At 69.2% G+C, this 16979-nt stretch carries 17 protein-coding genes, 1 tRNA gene and 2 pseudogenes; 12 read left to right on the forward strand and 8 right to left on the reverse strand.

The genetic code is table 11. The features are described from left to right. Nucleotides 1-9 precede the first annotated feature (9 nt). Together OG747_RS29940 and OG747_RS29945 are read right to left on the reverse strand one after the other, a co-directional pair. Nucleotides 10-2091 carry a hypothetical protein gene (locus OG747_RS29940; protein WP_405882482.1) on the reverse strand — a complete coding sequence of 694 codons (2082 nt, stop codon included), beginning with the start codon at nucleotides 2089-2091 and terminating at the stop codon, nucleotides 10-12. Beyond that, complete coding sequence (locus tag OG747_RS29945) at nucleotides 2088-3896, reverse strand: HSP90 family protein (RefSeq protein ID WP_405882483.1); 1809 nt, start codon at nucleotides 3894-3896, stop codon at nucleotides 2088-2090. The genes OG747_RS29940 and OG747_RS29945 overlap by 4 nt, the downstream gene beginning before the upstream one ends. Before the next feature lie 261 nt (nucleotides 3897-4157). Here OG747_RS29945 and OG747_RS29950 point away from each other — a divergent pair. The 5 genes and pseudogenes from OG747_RS29950 to OG747_RS29970 all read left to right on the forward strand — a co-directional run. Further along, nucleotides 4158-4493, forward strand: a pseudogene (locus OG747_RS29950) (site-specific integrase); the annotation flags it as partial. Nucleotides 4494-4608: 115 nt separating this feature from the next. Then, a complete protein-coding gene (locus tag OG747_RS29955) occupies nucleotides 4609-5004 on the forward strand; it encodes a hypothetical protein (RefSeq protein WP_405882484.1) in 396 nt (131 codons plus the stop codon). A gap of 901 nt (nucleotides 5005-5905) precedes the next feature. Further along, nucleotides 5906-6067, forward strand: a pseudogene (locus OG747_RS29960) (transposase); the annotation flags it as partial. Nucleotides 6068-6292: 225 nt separating this feature from the next. Further along, nucleotides 6293-7396 (forward strand): IS110 family transposase, encoded by a 1104-nt coding sequence (locus tag OG747_RS29965; RefSeq protein WP_405882485.1) that lies wholly within the window; start codon nucleotides 6293-6295, stop codon nucleotides 7394-7396. Nucleotides 7397-7409: 13 nt separating this feature from the next. Then, nucleotides 7410-7489, forward strand: a tRNA-OTHER gene (locus OG747_RS29970). A gap of 162 nt (nucleotides 7490-7651) precedes the next feature. On the opposite strand, the gene fxsT is transcribed toward OG747_RS29970, so the two are convergent. The 6 genes from fxsT to OG747_RS30000 form a co-directional block, all read right to left on the reverse strand. After that, a complete protein-coding gene (fxsT, locus tag OG747_RS29975; protein ID WP_405882486.1) occupies nucleotides 7652-10093 on the reverse strand; it encodes an FxSxx-COOH system tetratricopeptide repeat protein in 2442 nt (813 codons plus the stop codon). After that, nucleotides 10090-10470, reverse strand: coding sequence for a hypothetical protein (locus tag OG747_RS29980; protein ID WP_405882487.1), 381 nt, complete (start codon nucleotides 10468-10470; stop codon nucleotides 10090-10092). The genes fxsT and OG747_RS29980 overlap by 4 nt, the downstream gene beginning before the upstream one ends. Nucleotides 10471-11094: 624 nt before the next feature. Beyond that, entirely contained in the window at nucleotides 11095-11472 is a 378-nt protein-coding gene (locus OG747_RS29985; RefSeq protein ID WP_405882488.1) for a hypothetical protein, read from the reverse strand. Further along, on the reverse strand, nucleotides 11469-11816 hold the full coding sequence (locus tag OG747_RS29990) for a hypothetical protein (protein ID WP_405882489.1): 348 nt from the start codon (nucleotides 11814-11816) through the stop codon (nucleotides 11469-11471). The genes OG747_RS29985 and OG747_RS29990 overlap by 4 nt, the downstream gene beginning before the upstream one ends. After that, nucleotides 11810-12238, reverse strand: coding sequence for an ATP-binding protein (locus tag OG747_RS29995; protein ID WP_405882490.1), 429 nt, complete (start codon nucleotides 12236-12238; stop codon nucleotides 11810-11812). The genes OG747_RS29990 and OG747_RS29995 overlap by 7 nt, the downstream gene beginning before the upstream one ends. A 46-nt stretch (nucleotides 12239-12284) precedes the next feature. After that, nucleotides 12285-12692 carry an NUDIX hydrolase gene (locus OG747_RS30000; protein WP_037644753.1) on the reverse strand — a complete coding sequence of 136 codons (408 nt, stop codon included), beginning with the start codon at nucleotides 12690-12692 and terminating at the stop codon, nucleotides 12285-12287. A gap of 107 nt (nucleotides 12693-12799) precedes the next feature. Here OG747_RS30000 and OG747_RS30005 point away from each other — a divergent pair, with 107 nt between their 5' ends. The 7 genes from OG747_RS30005 (at nucleotide 12800) to OG747_RS30035 (ending at nucleotide 16904) form a co-directional block, all read left to right on the forward strand. Beyond that, entirely contained in the window at nucleotides 12800-13588 is a 789-nt protein-coding gene (locus OG747_RS30005; RefSeq protein WP_010985167.1) for a GntR family transcriptional regulator, read from the forward strand. Nucleotides 13589-13765: 177 nt separating this feature from the next. Further along, nucleotides 13766-14122, forward strand: a complete 357-nt coding sequence (locus OG747_RS30010) for a hypothetical protein (protein WP_405882491.1) — start codon at nucleotides 13766-13768, stop codon at nucleotides 14120-14122. Next, the gene (locus OG747_RS30015) at nucleotides 14122-15501 is read left to right on the forward strand and encodes an FtsK/SpoIIIE domain-containing protein (protein ID WP_405882492.1); all 1380 of its coding nucleotides are present in this window, start codon (nucleotides 14122-14124) and stop codon (nucleotides 15499-15501) included. The genes OG747_RS30010 and OG747_RS30015 overlap by 1 nt, the downstream gene beginning before the upstream one ends. A gap of 88 nt (nucleotides 15502-15589) precedes the next feature. Then, the gene (locus OG747_RS30020) at nucleotides 15590-16216 is read left to right on the forward strand and encodes a DUF2637 domain-containing protein (protein ID WP_405882493.1); all 627 of its coding nucleotides are present in this window, start codon (nucleotides 15590-15592) and stop codon (nucleotides 16214-16216) included. A gap of 12 nt (nucleotides 16217-16228) precedes the next feature. Next, nucleotides 16229-16420 (forward strand): mobile element transfer protein, encoded by a 192-nt coding sequence (locus OG747_RS30025; RefSeq protein ID WP_030673588.1) that lies wholly within the window; start codon nucleotides 16229-16231, stop codon nucleotides 16418-16420. Nucleotides 16421-16435: 15 nt separating this feature from the next. Further along, on the forward strand, nucleotides 16436-16630 hold the full coding sequence (locus tag OG747_RS30030; protein WP_405882494.1) for a hypothetical protein: 195 nt from the start codon (nucleotides 16436-16438) through the stop codon (nucleotides 16628-16630). A 25-nt stretch (nucleotides 16631-16655) separates the two neighbouring features. After that, complete coding sequence (locus OG747_RS30035; protein WP_405882495.1) at nucleotides 16656-16904, forward strand: SpdD protein; 249 nt, start codon at nucleotides 16656-16658, stop codon at nucleotides 16902-16904. Nucleotides 16905-16979 lie beyond the last annotated feature (75 nt).

Here is a 16979-nt window from a genome sequence, read left to right on the forward strand (position 1 = left end):
TGTGAACGGTCAGCCGTCCCAGCCGTCCCCCTCGTCCAGGTCCTCCTTCAGATCCTCCTCGTCCAGCCCATGGTCGGCCATCAGCTGCTCGGCCTCGGTCCCCGCGCCGCGTGCCCGCAGGGATCGGACCAGTACCACGACCGCGTTCCAGCGGGTGCCGTTCCAGGGGTCGTCGGAGTCCGAGTCCGTCAGGAGGTCCAGTGCCGCGCGGGCCGCCTCCTCCGCGGCGCCTGGGGCATCGAGACGCAGATGGACGCCCGCGAGTGCGGTCAGGATCTCGCCGAGCAGTTCCGCGGTCTCGGCGGACTGCGCGGCGGAAGGCCCTATGAGGAGACCGCGGGCGGTCGACAGGTGCGTCGCGGCCTCCGCCAGCCGCCCGTCGCGGTACAGCATCCGGGCGCAGGCGTGCAGAAGCCCGGCCCTCGTCCCGACCGGCGTGTGCGGCTCGGCCAGTGCGGACTCCGCCTCGGCCAGCAGCTCGGCCACCGCCGCGGGGGCGGGGTTGCGCAGCAGCGCCTGCCGCAGCGCGGACAGCCGCTCCGCGGTGCGACCGGAGGCGGCGAAGCCCCGTGCCGCCGAGGAGTACCAGCGTGACGCCTCTGGGCCATACCCCAGCCACTCGCCGAGCGTGACCTCCCATTCCGGGCGGTCGGGCGACCCAGGGACTTCCCCGTGCTGCTTCTCCAGCAGCTCACGCAGTCGGCGGACGGCCTCGCCCCGATGGCCGTCCTGCTTGTAGGCGCGGGCCAGCAGCACCTCGCAGCGGGTGGCGTCCTCGGCCATGCCGAGGCGTTCCAGTTCGCGGATCGCCTCCTCCGCCGCTTCCACCGCCTCCGCCGGGCGCTCGGTCTCCAGCAGGGCTTCGGCCGCGGCGAGCCGCGCGCGGGCCGCGCCCTTCGCGTCACCTGCGGCGGTTGAGGCGGCCACCTGCTCGATCAGTCCTCGGACGCGTTCGCCGCCGCGCGTGTGCGCCCGTGTGGAGAACACGGACATGGGTACGGGTTCACCGATCGGCCCGGCCGCCATCCACCGCCGGATCCGGTTGCTCTGGTAGTCGTTGCCGTTGCGGGTGTCGAACCGTGCCGCGCAGCCCAGTGCCCTTTCCCGGAGTTCGGCGGCGAGGGCGGTGACGGTGGTGTCCGGGCGGCGCCGGCCCTCCGCGGCCGGGAAGCGCAGGGGCAGCTCGCCCTCGCCCTGGTTCTCCAGCGCGGTCAGGACGGCCACCGCCGCAGCCGCGAACTCCACTTCCGCCAGCGGCGTCCGGGCACGGTCCAGCCAGGACAGATGGCGCTCGATCAGGTCGAGGCCGCGGCCTGGGTTGCCGGTGTGCACGCAGAACAGCAGATTCAGGGCGAGCTCGGCCAGGTGGTGTGGATTGTCGCGGATCCGCCGGTACGCACTGCGGTGGGCCTCGAGCGCCTTCTCCCCACGGCCGGTGCGTACGTACGGCAGCAGCAGTTCGGAGTTGATCCACTGGGGCTGCTCGCTGCAGAACGAGGTGCGGGCCGGCTCCCCGATCCGTATCGCCTCCTCGTCACGGCCCAGCGCGACCAGGGTGCGCACCTGACTGCTCGGGACACAGCCCGAGCAGTCCGACAGCGAGTCACGCCGGGTGCGGGCCATCTGCTCGTAGAAGTCCTGGGCCTGCTCCAGTTCGCCCACGCTCTCCGCGATCAGGCCGCGGTGCTGCAGCACGGCGTGCATGCTGTGGCCGCCGCGCCGGTAGCGGCGCTCCATGTCGTCCAGCAGGTCGAAGGCGCGCTGCAGCGGGATCTCCGGGAACTGGTGGACGCTGTAGATCATCCACTTGATGTTCCACAGCAACTTGTGTTCGGCCCGCGCTCCGAAGCGCTCGGGCTCACGGTCGTACGCCGCGAGACACCAGGAGTAGGAGAGGAGCGCCTTGGCCGGGACCCAGCTGTGCTGGAACACCGAGGTCGCCTGCATTCGTACATCGAAGGCGAACTCCACCAGACCGAGCGCGTCCGCGTGACGCACCACCTCCTCCAGCGCCGCGAACTTCGCCGCGCCCCTCGGCATGCTGAAGGTGTCCTGGTAGAGCTTGCGGAGCTCCTGTTCGGTGTGGCTCACCGGGCACCTCCGGCGACGGCGCGGCCGATGAGGCCGAGGAAGGACTGGTTGAGGACGGCGGTGTCCGTCGGGCGCAGCGGATGGTGTCCGAGCAGCAGCGCCTGCACATACAGGCCTTCCAGACAGGTCGCACGCAGTTCGGCGTCGTCCAGCGCCAGCACTTGGCGGGCGAGTGCGTTGCGGTGATTGAGCACGAGGCGGGGGCGGGGGTCCTCGGTGGTCTGGAAGCTGCCGAGGATCGACGCCCAGACGTCGTCCGCCTGCTCCGCGGCCCCACGCAGGTCGACCTGGAACGCGGTGTCGTCGTCGAGCAGATAGAGAGCCGGGAGTCCGGACGGTTCGAACGACCGTACGAGAAGGTCGCAGCCGAGCCGTGCCAGGACGCGGTCCGATGCGGCGAGGGCGGGGGCGATGGCCTGTTCTTCGGCGGCGGTCAGCCGCTCCAGGTGCGTGGTCAGATCGGCCGCGCGCAGCGTCTCGGCCTCCAGCTCCCGGTCCACCGTGACCAGCCGGTCGATGATCTGGGCGTCGTACACATAACCGGCGTTGACGACGGCGAGGCCCTGGGCCGCCGCGACGGGGGCCAGTTGACGGAACTCGTCCACCAGCGGGGTGAACCTGAGCACGCCGTACCGCTCCCGGAACTCGGCGAGGGTCAGCGGGCCGACATTGGTCTCCATCGGCCAGAAGTCCGTGACCAGCCGGAGCATCTCGTCGTCGTGCAGCGCCAGTGCCTTCACGCCCAGGTGGTGAACACGCAGGAACTCGCGCAGCCGGGCCGGGTCCTGCCGGCTGAGGCGGACCAGCCACGCACGCAGTCCGTCGCCGAGCGTGTCGCGGGTGTTCTCCAGCAGTGAGTCCTCGTAGAGGGCTTCCCGGCTCGCGGTGGGGCGGAGTTCCGCGGTATCCGCGACGCAGCGTACGAAGAAGGCCCACTCCGGTAGCAGCCGCTCGGCGCCCTCGGACAGCAGCATCTGCTTGAGGTAGAGGCGGTGCGCGGCGGGCACCGCCGGATTGGCGGGCATCGGCAGGACGAAGGCGACGCCGCGCAGGCCCGCCTCGGCGGCGGCCAGGTCCACCATGTCGAAGGGGGTGAAGCCGAAGACCCGCTCGCAGTAGGCCTCCAGCCGTGCGCGGCGCTGTGCCGGATCCTCGTTCTCAAGGCGGTCCCAGGGCGCGGGGCCACCGGTGATCCGCACGCCGTCCACGGTGACGGTGTGCGGCAGATGGGCACCGTAGTGGGTCACCAGCTCGGTGACGGCGTCCCGGGTGAGCAGGTGTTCGCAGCCGGGGCGGGGGCGCAGGGTGACCGTGGTGCCCGGCTCGGCGCGCTCTTCCCCGGACGTGGCCGGGCGCACTGTGTAGCTGCCGTCGGAGCTGCCGTGCCACAGCACGGTGGGCTCGTCCGCACGGCGGGTGGTCACCTCGATGGAGTCCGAGACCATGAAGCAGGACAGCAGTCCGATGCCGAACTGGCCCAGGAACTCGTGCCGGGCGAACCCGAGTTCGTCCCGCTTGGAGCTGCGGCCGATGGTGGCCAGCAACTCGTGGACCTGCACCTCGGACAGCCCGATTCCGTTGTCGCTGACGGTCAGTGATCCGTCGCCGGTGGAGTCGGTGGAGTCGGCGGATGAGATGACGATCCGGCCGGACTTCCGAGCGGCCGCGTCGGGACCATGTGCGGCGGTGATCGCGTCCACCGCGTTCTGCAGCAGCTCGCGGGCGTATACCTGCGGGCTGGTGTAGAGGTGGTGGCTCAACAGGTCGACGATCCCGCGCAGATCGACGCGGAAGGTTTGGTTCACGGACTCTCCCCGTTCTGGACTGGCTAGCACCTTAGGGCCGGGGACTGACACTGCAGAACGAATATCGTCCACGGGTCCGATCGCCGGGTCCGATCGCCGGGTCCGATCGCCGGGTCCGATCACCGGGTCCGATCACCGGGTCCGCCCGCACCGTCCATCCACCCGTCCACCCGTCCGGTCGGCCTCGCGCGATCCGCGTCCACATGTCGCCCTCCGGCCCGCTGGTTCGACGAACGGACCTGCCACACCGCTCCGGTTGCCCTGCGGGCTCACCTGGACGCGTTCGGCACGGCCAAGGAAGGGCGAGTGTTCGGCAACGAACGTGGGGGCGTGGTCGGCTCTTCTACCTACTGGCGGGTGTGGGAGGAAGCGCGGGAGTACGCACTCCCACCTGACCGCGTCGACTCGCCGTTGGCCGGGCGCCCGTACGACCTGCGCCACGCCTGCATCACACGGTGGCTGAATGCGGGGGTGCCGATCGCCGAGGTAGCCCGGCGGGTCGGCAACTCTCCCGAGGTGATCCACCGCCGCTACCACGGCTGCATCGATGGCCACGAAGAAGCGGCCAACGCGAAGATCACAAAGGCGCTGGAAGAAGACGGCGATACGGCCCAGCTAGGGGTCGTCCCGGAACGGACACGCGACGAGGAGGTTCACCTTCTCCGACGCCTGGCCTTTTACACTTTCGCCGTCACACAGCGAAAGAGATGACGTGAGAAAGATAAACGAAATGCTGCGTATGCGTATGCGTAGGCCCCCACGCCCCCTTGTGCTCCGTGCGGTGCTTATCACCACGCTCGTCGCGCAGTCGGCTGTGCTCATCGCCCAGGACACGCAGATCGACAATCTGCGGGCACAGCACGTCGACCTCGAGACACAAAGCGTCGTAGCCGGCCCCTCCGGCCCGCCAGGCCCGTCGGGTCCGGCCGGCCCTGCTGGCCCGGTAGGAAGGAACGGGCAGGATGGGAGGAACGGGCAGGAGGGGAGGAACGGGCAGGAGGGGAGGCCTGGCAAGGACGGCAGCGACGGCAAGGACGGCAAGGACGGCAAGGACGCTGTTGCCACTCCAAGGCCTACCGTCACCGTCACCGTCACCCAGCACAGCTGAGCCCCACGGTCACAATGGGGACGTCAAGGATGGGCTCTCTCGGGCATTTCCTCCGTCACGCCTGGATGTTCAACCAGCGTATAACCGGACGGGGTAACTTGCGATTGCGGCCGGCAATACACGACGAACCGCGCGGAACCAGCACCGGTACCCCGCGGACGAGCGCGTATGCCGCGCGTAGGGAACGCGTCCGCGAGCCCCTTAGCCCCTACCGTTCCACCGTCCCCCGCGGGATCTGGTGCGCTAGTGGTGCGAGTCGCCCTTCCTCCATCAACTTCCGCAGGACGGCCCTCGGTCGAGCAGCCTCTAGTGCCGCCTCGGGGCCTTGGGCGGCGCTCACCCTCGCTCGCGCTTCGCCTCGATGACGGGCTTCAGTGCCTCGTGCGGTGATCGACAAGCTCGCGGCGTTCGGGGTCGCTCTGGGGCAGGCGCGCGACGAGGAGGACAGCCTTGTCCACTCCTTGCCATTTACACCTTTCCGTCGCGTAGCGTGAGGGATAATGTGAGAAACGTAAAAGAGAAACTGCTTAAGTGGCGCCCCCTCGTGCTTGGTGCCGCCCTGATCGTCGCGCTTGTCGCACAGTCGGGCGCGCTCGTCGCCCATCAAATGCAGATCGACGATATGTGGGCACGGAACGTCGAGCTCCAGACGCACGGCGTCGAGGTGGGCCCTTCCGGTCCGCCAGGCCGCTCCGGTCCCCCCGGTCCGCCCGGCCCCACCGGCCCGCCGGGCAGAAAGGGGACGGACGCGCGGGCCGGGAGAGACGGGATCGATGGGGACGATGGGCCCAATGGGAGGACGGGACGTCACGGAAGAAAAGGGAAAGATGGTGTAGTACTGGCGCCCGAGTAGCAACGCCGTTCAGTTGGGCGTGAGGCCCGTCGGTCAAGGCTTGCCCGCAGGTGGGAGCCCCGACACCTGCGCCTGCGGCTGTTCTCCACCGCGACCCAACTCGTCACCACCGCCCGCCGACAGTACCTGAGGTTCGCGGCCCACTGGCCCTGGACCGACCTCATCACGGACGCGATCGAACGGCTGCACGCCCTCCCGAACCCCGACTGACAGTGAGGATGTGACGTGGTGACGCTGCGGGTGGGTCTGACCCTCCGACTGACTGACGTCTCGACTGTCCTGTTTGGGATTTGTCGGCTCGCCGGGCGTCACCACGCACGTGGCCGGACGGGCGTTTGTGACCTTATAGGAGCTTGGTCCAGAAGCCCCGTCACTGTCTTGTCCACCCGCCCGACCGGCGCGTGCCGCCCTCGGAACGGACTCGCAAGGACGGACATGACCAGCATGACGCACGACGGCCCGCAGATCACCGGCGGAGTCGACACCCACGGCCTGACCCACCACGCCGCCGTGATCGATCAGATCGGGCGGCGCCTGGCCGACCGGGAGTTCCCCGCCACCATCCGCGGCTACCGGGACCTGCTGGACTGGATGCGCGGCCACGGCACTGTCACCGCGATCGGAGTGGAGGGCACCGGTGCCTACGGAGCGGAGCTGGCCCGGGTCCTGACCGCCGCCGGCGTCACTGTCGTCGACGTGGACCGCCCGGACCGCAAAACGCGCAGGATGAAGGGCAAGTCGGACCCGATCGACGCGTACGCTGCCGCGACGGCCGTGCTGTCCGGCCGGGCCACCGGCATCCCCAAGAGCCGGGACGGTGTGGTCGAGGCGGTGCGGGTGCTGCGGATCGCCCGCCGCAGCGCGGTCAAGGCCCGCACCCAGGCGATGAACCAGATCCGCGGCCTTCTGGTCTCGGCACCGGCGATGCTGCGCGAGCAGGTCGCGGGGCTGGAGCGGGCCGCGCTGATACGCACGCTCGCCCGCCTGCGGCCCGGGGACGACCTGTCCCGCCCGCTGGCGGCGACCCGGGCGTCACTGCGGCGGCTCGCCCGCCGTCACCAGGCGCTGGACGCCGAGATTGCCGAGCTGGACACCGAGATCGGCCCGCTGGTTAAGCAGGCCGCCCCCGCGCTGCTGGAGCTGTTCGGCGTCGGGCCCGAGACTGCGGGGCAGCTGCTGGCCTCGGCCGGGGACAACCCGGAACGGATGCGGTCCGAGAGTGCGTTCGCGCACCTGGCCGGGGTCGCTCCGATCCCGGCCTCGTCCGGCCGCACCCACCGCCACCGCCTCAACCGCGGCGGCGACCGGGCCGCGAACAACGCCCTGCACACCATCGTGCTCACCCGCATGCGCTTCGACGAACGCACCCGTGTCCTTGAGCTTCATGGAATGAACGTTCAAGCTCTCTACCGATCCTCGGGAATCGAAGCAAATCACCTACACTTTCCGCAGTATCCTCTTTTCGAGGCAGACGGTCGAGCTTCCCTTCTGGACTTCATGGCTAATTTCAGCGAGGACGGGCGAGAGGCAACAAGATAAGGTCGGCGGAGTCTTAATGGACGAGTCAAGTGGTACACGATCTTGAAAACCGTTGTGGCAGTGATGCCACCGTGGGTTCAAATCCCACACCCACCGCAGATGAACGGCCCCTGACCAGGTAACTCGTTCGGGGGCCGTTCTCATGTGTGCTGACCGTCAACCACTGTGGTTCCCCGTCAGTTACCGGGTGATCGGGCACGGCAGGGGTACGGGCACGTTCTGATCCGTAGCTCTATCTGGATCGGTTTCTGAGGGTCATTCCGGTTGCGTGGCAGTGTCTGGCGAATGCAGAAGGTCGGCGGCGGATGCTGAGGTTGCTGCATCTGGTTGCTGTACGGCCTTGGCAGCCTCACGGGCGCTGACGAGGTTGTTGCGGATGGTCAGGGTGTGGGGGTGGGTGTCGCCAAGGACCTGCTCGCACTGGGCGAGGGTGGTCTCGTACAGGGCGATGGCCCGCTCCAGATCCCCTGCCTCCTCGTAGGCGTGGGCGAGGTTGTTGCGGCTGACCAGGGTGTCGGGGTGGGTGTCACCGAGGACCTGCTCCCGCTGGGCGAGGGTGGTCTCGTACAGGGGGATGGCGCGTTCCAGATCCCCCGCCCCCGTGTGGGCGCCGGCGAGGTTGTTGCGGCTGGTCAGGGTGTGGGGGTGGGTGTCGCCAAGGACCTGCTCGCACTGGGCGAGGGTGGTCTCGTACAGGGCGATGGCCCGCTCCAGATCCCCCGCCGATTTGTAGGCGCTGGCGAGGTTGTTGCGGCTGACCAGGGTGTCGGGGTGGGTGTCACCGAGGACCTGCTCCCGCTGGGCGAGGGTGGTCTCGTACAGCGGGATGGCGCGTTCCAGATCCCCCGCCCCCGTGTAGGCGCCGGCGAGGTTGTTGCGGCTGGTCAGGGTGTGGGGGTGGGTGTCACCGAGGACCTGCTCGCACTGGGCGAGGGTGGTCTCGTACAGGGCGATGGCCCGCTCCAGATCCCCCGTCTCCTCGTAGGCGTGGGCGAGGTTGTTGCGGCTGACCAGGGTGTCGGGGTGGGTGTCACCGAGGACCTGCTCGCACTGGGCGAGGGTGGTCTCGTACAGCGGGATGGCCCGCTCCAGATCCCCTGCCTCCTCGTAGGCGTGGGCGAGGTTGTTGCGGCTGACCAGGGTGCGGGGGTGGGTGTCGCCGAGGACCTGCTCGCGCTGGGCGAGGGTGGTCTCGTGCAGGGGGATGGCCCGCTCCAGATCCCCCGCCGATTTGTAGGCGCTGGCGAGGTTGCTGCGGGTGATCAGGACGCTTGGGTGCGTGTGGCCAAGGACCTGCTCGCGCTGAGCGAGGGCGCTCTCGTACAAGGGGATGGTGCGGGCTGTGTGGCCTTGCTGGTGGAGACGGTAGGCAGCGGTGTTATACGCGTCGGTGAGTGGGGTGTTGTGGTGTCCTGGCGGGGTGGTGGCCGCAAGGGTGACTAGGTGGGGTGTGAGGGCGTCCCATTGGCCTTCGGTGGTGCTGTCCTGGCCCGGAGGTGGCGCCAGGTGATGGAGGACTGTTTGCTCGGCGTGGTCGCGTCCTCGGAGGTGCCGGGACAGCTGGCTGGCGTCCGTGATCTCTGGGATGCGTAGGACGGTTTGGACCAAGCGGTGGATGCTGACGGTGGTGCCTGTGTCGGTGACCATGCTGTAGGCGGCCAGGGTGCCGATGGCTTCCGCGGTGTCGTCCGGGTCGGTATCGGGCGGGGTCAGCAGGGTGTGCGGGATGTCGTCGGGGGCGAGCCAGGCGGCGGTGGACAGCACTTCGACGGCCAGCGGGTTATCACCCTCCAGGGCCTGGAGGGTGACGTGCCAGATGCGGGCGATGGTGCGTTCGGCGTCGATGCCGTGGGCGGTCTTGCCGAGTTTGGTGCCTAGGCGGCGCCGGTAGGCGGCGAGGCTGATGCCGCGATTCTGGGCGAGGTAGGCGCCAGCCTGTTTGATCGCCAGAGGAAAGTGTCCCAGGTCGGAGGTTAGGGCGCGGGCCTCGGCCTGCTGCCGGGGGGTGGGAGCGGTGTCCTTGAAGACGAGCTGGCACAGCAGGGTGGTGGCGTCGTCAGGGTCGAGGGTTCCCAGGGCCAGTGTGGGGGCACTGTCGGGCCAGCCGAGGGTGCGGCGGCTGGTGGCCAGGTGGTGCCCTTGGTGCAGTGCCCCGGTGTACGGGGCGAGGTCGTGGGGGTCCTCGACGTTGTCGTAGATCAGCAGCCAGCCTGGATGCCAGGTCAGCCATTGCATCGCCCAAGCCACCTGGGCAGAGCGTTCTGCCTTGGCGGCCCATACGGGAACCAGCGTGTGCGTGAGGCTGGTGAGGGAGGTTTCGATCTCGTCGGGGGACGCCGCGTTGATCCACCAGATCAGGGTGTGGTCGCCGCGGTGGCGATGGCCGTAGTGCAGGGCGAGGGTGCTCTTGCCGATCCCGCCGAGCCCGTGTATCGCCCCGCTCTGGGTGATGGCACCTTCCCGCTGGTCAGACAGGACGCGGCGCAGCCAGGCCAGCTCTTCTTCACGTCCCAGGCAGAGGCCAGCTGGGGGCAGGTTCGAGGTGTTCGGGGCCGCCGTGACCTTCTCCGGCGCGTGCAGCGCCTCGACGGGCAGCAGCACGTTCCCCGTGAAGGCGTTGCCGATCTGCTCGGCCGCTATCGACCGGTGCCCGGCAGTCTCGATACGCAGCCTGGACACGGTGTCGTCCGAACTCATGGCCGTGGCGGGGCGTGACCGTCACCTGTGATCGCGGTGCCGATGCGCTGGGCGGCGATCGAGCGCTCGCCGGAAGCCGTGATGTTGACCGTGCCCGCGGCCGGGATGGGTAGCATGGCGGCCAGTTCCTTCCGCAGCTCGGGGTCGTCCTGCAACGCGTGCTTGAGTAGCCTGCTCAGTACTGCCGCGGTGTATGTGTCGTCCTGTTCGTCGGCGGCTTCGTCCACCACGCGTTCCAGCTCGGCCCGGCCCGCCTCGCCCCGGCGTCGCCACACTGCCTGGAGAATCCGCTGCCCGAGACCAACCGTGACGTCGGCGGCGGCGCCCTCCGCCCGGGTCAGCACTGCCGCCCCGTAAGCGCTCACTGCCGCCGTCACGGCAGGCGCGGCCTGTTGTACCCACTGCGCAATCTCCGCACTCAATATGCCCAACCCCCGTCACGGACTCGTCTGTTACGGAACATCCCCAAGCATTTGCGCGCCCCAGGATAGGCCCTTGTACCCCAGTGCGCCGGGTGCGCGGAAAATCCGTTGGGGCGGACGGAAGCGCGCGGTCGGCAAAGTGGCCTTGGCCCGTGTCCTGTGTGGTTGGGGATGGGGCGTGGACAAATAGAAGCGCAGTTCTGGCATCAGCCACCGAAAGTCAGCCACGATGGTGGGTGCGTCGAACGAGCACCCGCCACGTGTGTTTCCAGCAACCCCGTGGCGGCCTCAGCCACGTTGCTTCGACGCGTCACGGCCCCCTACTCCGGCCGAGCGTTGTCGGCGTACTTTCATAGCGACTGGGCTCGCCTGTGACTTTCAAGGCCGGTCGTGGAGCCAACTGCCCTCGAGCCACGACGTACCCCTTGTCTCAGGGCAAGCGGTTGATCGCTGTGCGCGCGGCACGGGCGTCGGCCGGGCTGGAGCGGGGCGGAGACAGGAGCGCAGGCCCGGCCGGGGACCGGGCCGCGCGCGGGGAGCGGAGCGAGCCGCCCTTGAACCAGTAGAGAAAGTTGTAACTCAGTACTCGGTGTAGGGCTTGAAGTCGTATGCGCAGGAAGGAAGTTCAAGGCTTCGACGGTGCGCCAGGGGTAGGAAGAGCGCTGGTCGGGCCGTCCAAGTGATGCGTGTGCCGCCCTGGTTGATGGTGACCGTGCAGGGCTCCGAGCACAGGAGAGCTCTCCTCGTCTCGATGCGGCCCTCGTACAGCCACTCCCAGGCTTCGTCTGAGGCTCTGGAGTCCAGCGCTGGCGTGATGGTGCGCAGTGCGATCGCTATCCAGCGGTCTGCCTGTCCGGCCGAGTGGGCGTCGAAGGAGCCGCGGAAGGTCGGCTGTCGCGTCTCGGTGAGGTCTTCGGTCCAGCATTCGCACCAGAAGCCGCGGGTGTATCCGTTCACGAGGTCGCTCCCGGCGGGTAGGCCACGAGGACGTAGCGCGTGTTCTCGTCGTGCAGGGTGAGTTGGTAGGCCGTGCCTGTGGTCAGGTAGGCGAGGGCTCGTTCGTGCTCGGCCTCGTCCCTGAGCCAGTAGCGGCCCGGCTGGGCGTATGCCATGTCGAGTTGGTCCGTGACGTTCCTCGTGCGTTCGCGAAGCCACCGCAGCGCCAGGCGTGGGCTCGTCGCATCGTGCGCTCCCAGGGGGATGGAGCTGGTCTCGTGCAGCGGGTAGGCCGTGGCCCAGCAGCGGTACGCGCCGCCCTGCCCCGCTGCGGCTAAGTCCTCGGGAGTGGTCGACGTCAGCACGGGTGGCCTCCCCGGCGGGCGCTCGTGAAGAGTTCCGCGGTGACTGTGTGGCCGGCCTGGCTGTCGTGGATCACGACCCGGTGTGCGATCGCGCTGACCATGCCGAGGCCTCGCCCGTGTGTGGCGTCCTGGTGGGCATGCTCGGCCTTCGGCGCCGTCCGGGTGCCGCCGTCGTCCGTGACTGACAGGGCGACGACCTGGGAGGAGACCGCGAGGGCCAGATGGAAGCTGCCCGACTGCTGTCCGCTGGCGGTGTGCAGGATCGCGTTCGCGCTCAGCTCGCTCACAATCAGTTCGGCGTCCTCGGCTAACGGTGAGCCGCGCAAGATGTCGCGCGTCCAGCGGCGGGCCCTGCTGACCTCTTCAGGGAAACCTGGGCAAGTGAGTCCCCAGACCCGCGCCGTGCTCGTATACTCGTGCATACAAGTTCCTTCGTGCTGGTAGGCCGCCATGTGCAGCGGGTTCGGGCTAGACGAGTTTCACGCCGTCGTGGGCGCGGATGGCCGGCGGGGACGCCGCGTCGAGTGCGTCCAGGACGCGGATCGCGTACGCCTCGTCGGCGAGTTCGGTGACTTCTTCGCGGGTGGCCCAGCGCAGTGCGTAGGTCTCGTCCCCGGTGGTGGGTGTGCCGTCGGCGGCCTCGCATCGGAAGACCAGCGAGACGATCAGGCCCGTCATGTTCTTGTAGACGCCGGTGAGGGTCGCGGGAAGCGCGATCTTGATTCCGGTTTCTTCGAGGACTTCGCGCTGAAGCGCCTCGGGGAGGGTTTCCTCCCGCTCGACGATGCCACCCGGGGGTTCCCAGTGACCGTTGTCGCGACGCTTGATCAGCAGGGCTCGGCCCTGGTCGTCGACAATGACTCCGGCAACGCTCACGGAGTGCGGGCGGTCAGTGGTCACGTTCCTCGGCCTTCTCGGATGGCTAGGCTCTCCACCGTAGCAACAACACTCGCCCACTCGTCTAGATACCTAAAGGAGTACTCGTGACCTCACTCCCGACCAGTCTGCTCGGCGACCTGGACCCCACGAGCGATCGTGCGGTGTTCCGGCAGATCGCCGACCAGCTGCGCGAGGCCATCGACCGTGGGCGATTCAAGGAGGGCGAAAAGCTCCCCTCGGAAGCTGAGCTCGTCGAGCACTACGGAGTGTCCCGGATGACCGTCCGGAACTCCTTCTCCATCCTCCAGGGCGAGGGGCTCGTCCATGCCGAGCACGGGAAAGGCGTCTTCGTACGACCACGGCCACCTGTGCGGCGGCTCGCCTCCGACCGGTTCGCCCGGCGCCACCGCGAACAGGGGAAGTCCGCGTTCATCGTCGAGGCCGACGCCGCCGGAAGTCACCCGCAGGTGGACAGCCTGGAGGTCAAGGAGGAGAAGGCCAGCCAGGACATCTCCACCCGGCTCGGCTCCGTGCGGCGCGTGCTCGCCCGCCGGCGCCGCTATCTGCTCGACGGTCGTCCGGTCGAGTTCGCCACCTCGTACCTCCCGCTCGACATCGCCCGGGACACCCCGATCGCCGAGCCCAACCCCGGCCCCGGCGGCATCTACGCTCGCCTTGAGGAACTCGGACACCGACTCGACCACTTTGAGGAGGAGATCCGGGCCCGGATGCCCTCGCCGTCCGAGGTCAAGACGCTCCGGCTGGCCTCCGGCGTGCCCGTGATCCACCTGATCCGCACCGCGTATGACACCGAGGGGCGGGCCGTGGAGGTCTGCGACACGGTCATGGCGGCGGACGCGTACGTCCTGTCGTACCAGCTCCCGGCGACGTGATCGGCGCGAGGAACGGGTGATCCGCGGTGGTGCGCGGGGCCGCTTCCCGGAACTCGTACACGCCAACAGGCATACTCGTATAGACGAGTGGGCAAGTTGTGTGGCAGGGTGGTCGTCGTTCCCGGAGAGCGGGTTCGAAGGCTGCACCTTGTATAGACGAGTAGATAGGAAGAACTCTTGCGCACCATCCGTGTGGAGACCTCGGCCGCAACGATCCTGCTGACCGAGGCGCCCGAGCCCAAGGTCCGCGACCGGCAGACCGGCGAGATCGCCAAGGACATCAACACCGGCGAGGCCCTGATGACGATCGGCGTCGTCTACATCGAGGAAGGGGAGTCCTCCCTGATCAAGGTCACCGTTCCGGAGAGCGGGGTCTCCGAGGGGCTCGCGCTCGGCGCTCCGATCTCGCTGCCGGGGCTCGTGGCCCGGCCCTGGGAGAGCGTGTTCAACGGCCAGCAGCGGCACGGCATCGCCTACCGCTCCGCCGCCGTCACCCCGGCCGCGTTCCCGGCCGCCATGGGGGCCACGGCCTGATGACCGATCTGGCAACGCTTCTGGAGGTGAGTGGTCCTGTCGCCGCGCTCGGCGGCGGGGCTGCCTACACCCGGGCCAAGCACCCCGGCGTCTACTGGTCCACGGTCGGCCTCCCGATATCCACGGCCCGGCTGCTCAGCTCCTACAGCTCCGTCATGGAGGCCTGCGGCCTGACCGTCGCTCCCTCCCGGCTGCGGGTCCTGGCGGTCAAGGCCACAACCCGACGGGAGATACGCCCCGTACCGCCGCGTCGGGGAATCATCCGGCCCACCTCGACCGGGTTACGGCTTCGCCTGCGGCTCGCCCCCGGGCAGGAACCCGCCGACGTCGCCGCCTCGGCCGAACGGCTGCGGCACGCCTGGGGCGTCCACGCCGTGTACGTCACGACCGTCAAGCCCGGTGTGGTCGAACTGCGGCTCGTCGGCTTCGATGTCCTGCGGCGGGTCCGGATGCCACGCAAGGTCGTGTCCGGGTTCCTCAAGGTGCCCGTGGCGCTGCGGGAGGACGCCACCCCGTTCGTACGGGACTACCGGACCGTTCCTCACCAACTGACCCTCGGCGCAACGCTGTCCGGCAAGTCCATGTACCTGCGGCATCTCGTCACCGGACTCGCCCCGCAACCCGTCGCCCTGGTCGGCATCGACTGCAAGCGCGGTGTGGAGCTGGCACCGTTTGCCGCCCGGCTCTCGGCACTGGCCACCGACCCGGAGCAGGCGGCCGAGCTGCTGCCGGTGCTCGTCAAGGAAATGGAGGACCGATACGACCTGATCAAGGCCCGGCAAGGGATCGCGCCGGACGCCCCCGACGAGGAGATCACCTCCGACATCTGGGGACTGCCCGAGCATGAACGCCCCGTGCCCATCATGCTGTTCGTCGACGAGGTGGCCGAACTCTTCCTCGTCGCCACCCGCAAGGACGAGGACCGGCGCGACGAGATGGTCACCCAACTCATCCGCCTCGCCCAGCTCGGCCGCGCCGCCGGTATCTACCTGGAGGTCTGCGGGCAGCGGTTCGGCTCCGAACTGGGCAAGGGAGCGACCATGCTCCGGGCCCAGTTGACCGGCCGCGTCTGCCACCGCGTCAACGACGAAGCCTCCGCCAAGATGGCGCTCGGCGACATCGCCCCCGAAGCGGTCTCCGCCGCGTGCGCCATCGCTCCCGAACGGCCCGACCTGGCCGTGGCCGGTGACACCTCCGGCGGCTGGTCCCGCATCCGCACCCCGTACCTCTCCCTCAGTGACGCCGCCGAGATCTGCCGTGAGTCGGCCCACCTGGTGCCCGACCTGCCCGCGCTCAAGCGCTTCCGGCCCGACGTGCCCGAACGCCCCGTCGAGACGGCGACGACCCCGGTACTCCAGCCGCGCCCCGTCACAGACTGACACTCGCCCCCTCCCCATCCCGGTCGGCGTGACCGCCTCGCGCCAACTCCCTACCCCTGCCATGCCTGAATCCGGAAGGAGCCGCAGCATGCGCGCCCAACTGGCCCGTATCGACGCGGTACTCGTCCAAGCGCTCATCGCCGCAGCACTGTCCTTCGCCCACCTCCATGACGTCGCCTCGGCGGCCGGTCAGGACGGATGGAAGGCCTGGGCGTATCCCATCTCCGTCGACCTGCTGCTCGTCGCCGCCTGGCGCCGACTGCGGACCGGCGACACGAAAGCGGCTGGGTGGTGCTGGTTCGTCATCGCACTCACCGCCTCCCTCGGGGCCAACGTCGCCACCGCCGGACTCCTCGACCTGGACCAAGTGCCGGCATGGCTCCGCATCCTCGTCGCAGGCTGGCCCGCGGTCGCCTTCCTCGGCGGAACCCTCCTCGCCCACTCGGCCCCAGGTCCGGCCCCGCACGAGGACACCGAGGACGTGCACGACCAGGAGGACGCGCCCGATCCCGCCCCGGAGCTCCCCGCGCAACCGACACCCGAACCGCCCCCTGCTCCGCCCGCCGTATCCGTCCCGGCTGCCCTGGTCGAGCACGCCCGAAAGGTCGCCGCCGAGCACCGGACCCGTACAGGAGCGGTTATCGACACCCCGACGCTCCGCGCCCGACTCGGCGTCCCCGCCCCCATGGCCGACGTCATCGCCGCTCAGCTCTGAAAGGAGATCCGCGTGACCGCCAACCGCCGCTTCCGCTCCGTCACCCGCATCGGCCCCGTTCAGGTCGGCACGTCCTACGACGGCCGGGGCCGTGAGAAGCACACCGCCGCCTGCACCGCGCCGCGTTGTGGCTTCTCTGCCGACTACGACAGCCGCGCCGCCGCCGAACTGGCCGCCCGCACCCACCGCTGCCCCGTCCGCTGAAAGGACCTGACCCCCGTGACCGTCAGCCTGCCGCTCGTTCTCGTGCTCGGCCTCATCGCCTGGGGAGCGATCAACTTCCTCGGTGTCCGCACCTGGATCGTCGTCGTGATCGCCCTGTTCGGCTTCCTGCTCTCGCACACCTTCATGGCCCCAGCCATCGACTCCGGCACGCGTTCCGGCGTGGGCATTGTCAACGGCTCACATGACTAGACGAGTAGATAAGGAGAGCTTCGCTGTGTTCCTGCCCAAGTACCCCGACAACCCGACGCCGCCGCCCGCACACACCCACGCCCCGGCCGATCCGGCCCCCGTACCACGCACGACGCTCCCGCAGATCTCCATCAGCCCCGGAGCGGTCGCGGCCGTCCTCGTCGGCGGAGTCGTCCTGACCGCACTCCTGGCCGCCGTCGCCGTCACGGCCATCTCGGTCGCTATCGCCGCCGTGGTCCTGCGCTCGATGCTCCGCGACCACCACCGGCGCTGAACGGCGCCTGATGCCCCGGGGCGGTTCGACACGGCCAAGCATCCACCGCCCCGGGGCTCATCCCTCCTGACCAGC

It is taken from the genome of Streptomyces sp. NBC_01384, from assembly GCF_045040035.1.
Classification (GTDB): Bacteria; Actinomycetota; Actinomycetes; order Streptomycetales; family Streptomycetaceae; genus Streptomyces.

Coding starts and splice junctions, on each gene's coding strand:
- OG747_RS29965 (WP_405882485.1), top strand. CDS start 6,293: ATGACCAGCATGACGCACGACGGCCCGCAGATCACCGGCGGAGTCGAC.
- OG747_RS30015 (WP_405882492.1), top strand. CDS start 14,122: ATGACCGATCTGGCAACGCTTCTGGAGGTGAGTGGTCCTGTCGCCGCG.
- OG747_RS30020 (WP_405882493.1), top strand. CDS start 15,590: ATGCGCGCCCAACTGGCCCGTATCGACGCGGTACTCGTCCAAGCGCTC.
- fxsT (WP_405882486.1), bottom strand. CDS start 10,093: ATGAGTTCGGACGACACCGTGTCCAGGCTGCGTATCGAGACTGCCGGG.
- OG747_RS29995 (WP_405882490.1), bottom strand. CDS start 12,238: ATGCACGAGTATACGAGCACGGCGCGGGTCTGGGGACTCACTTGCCCA.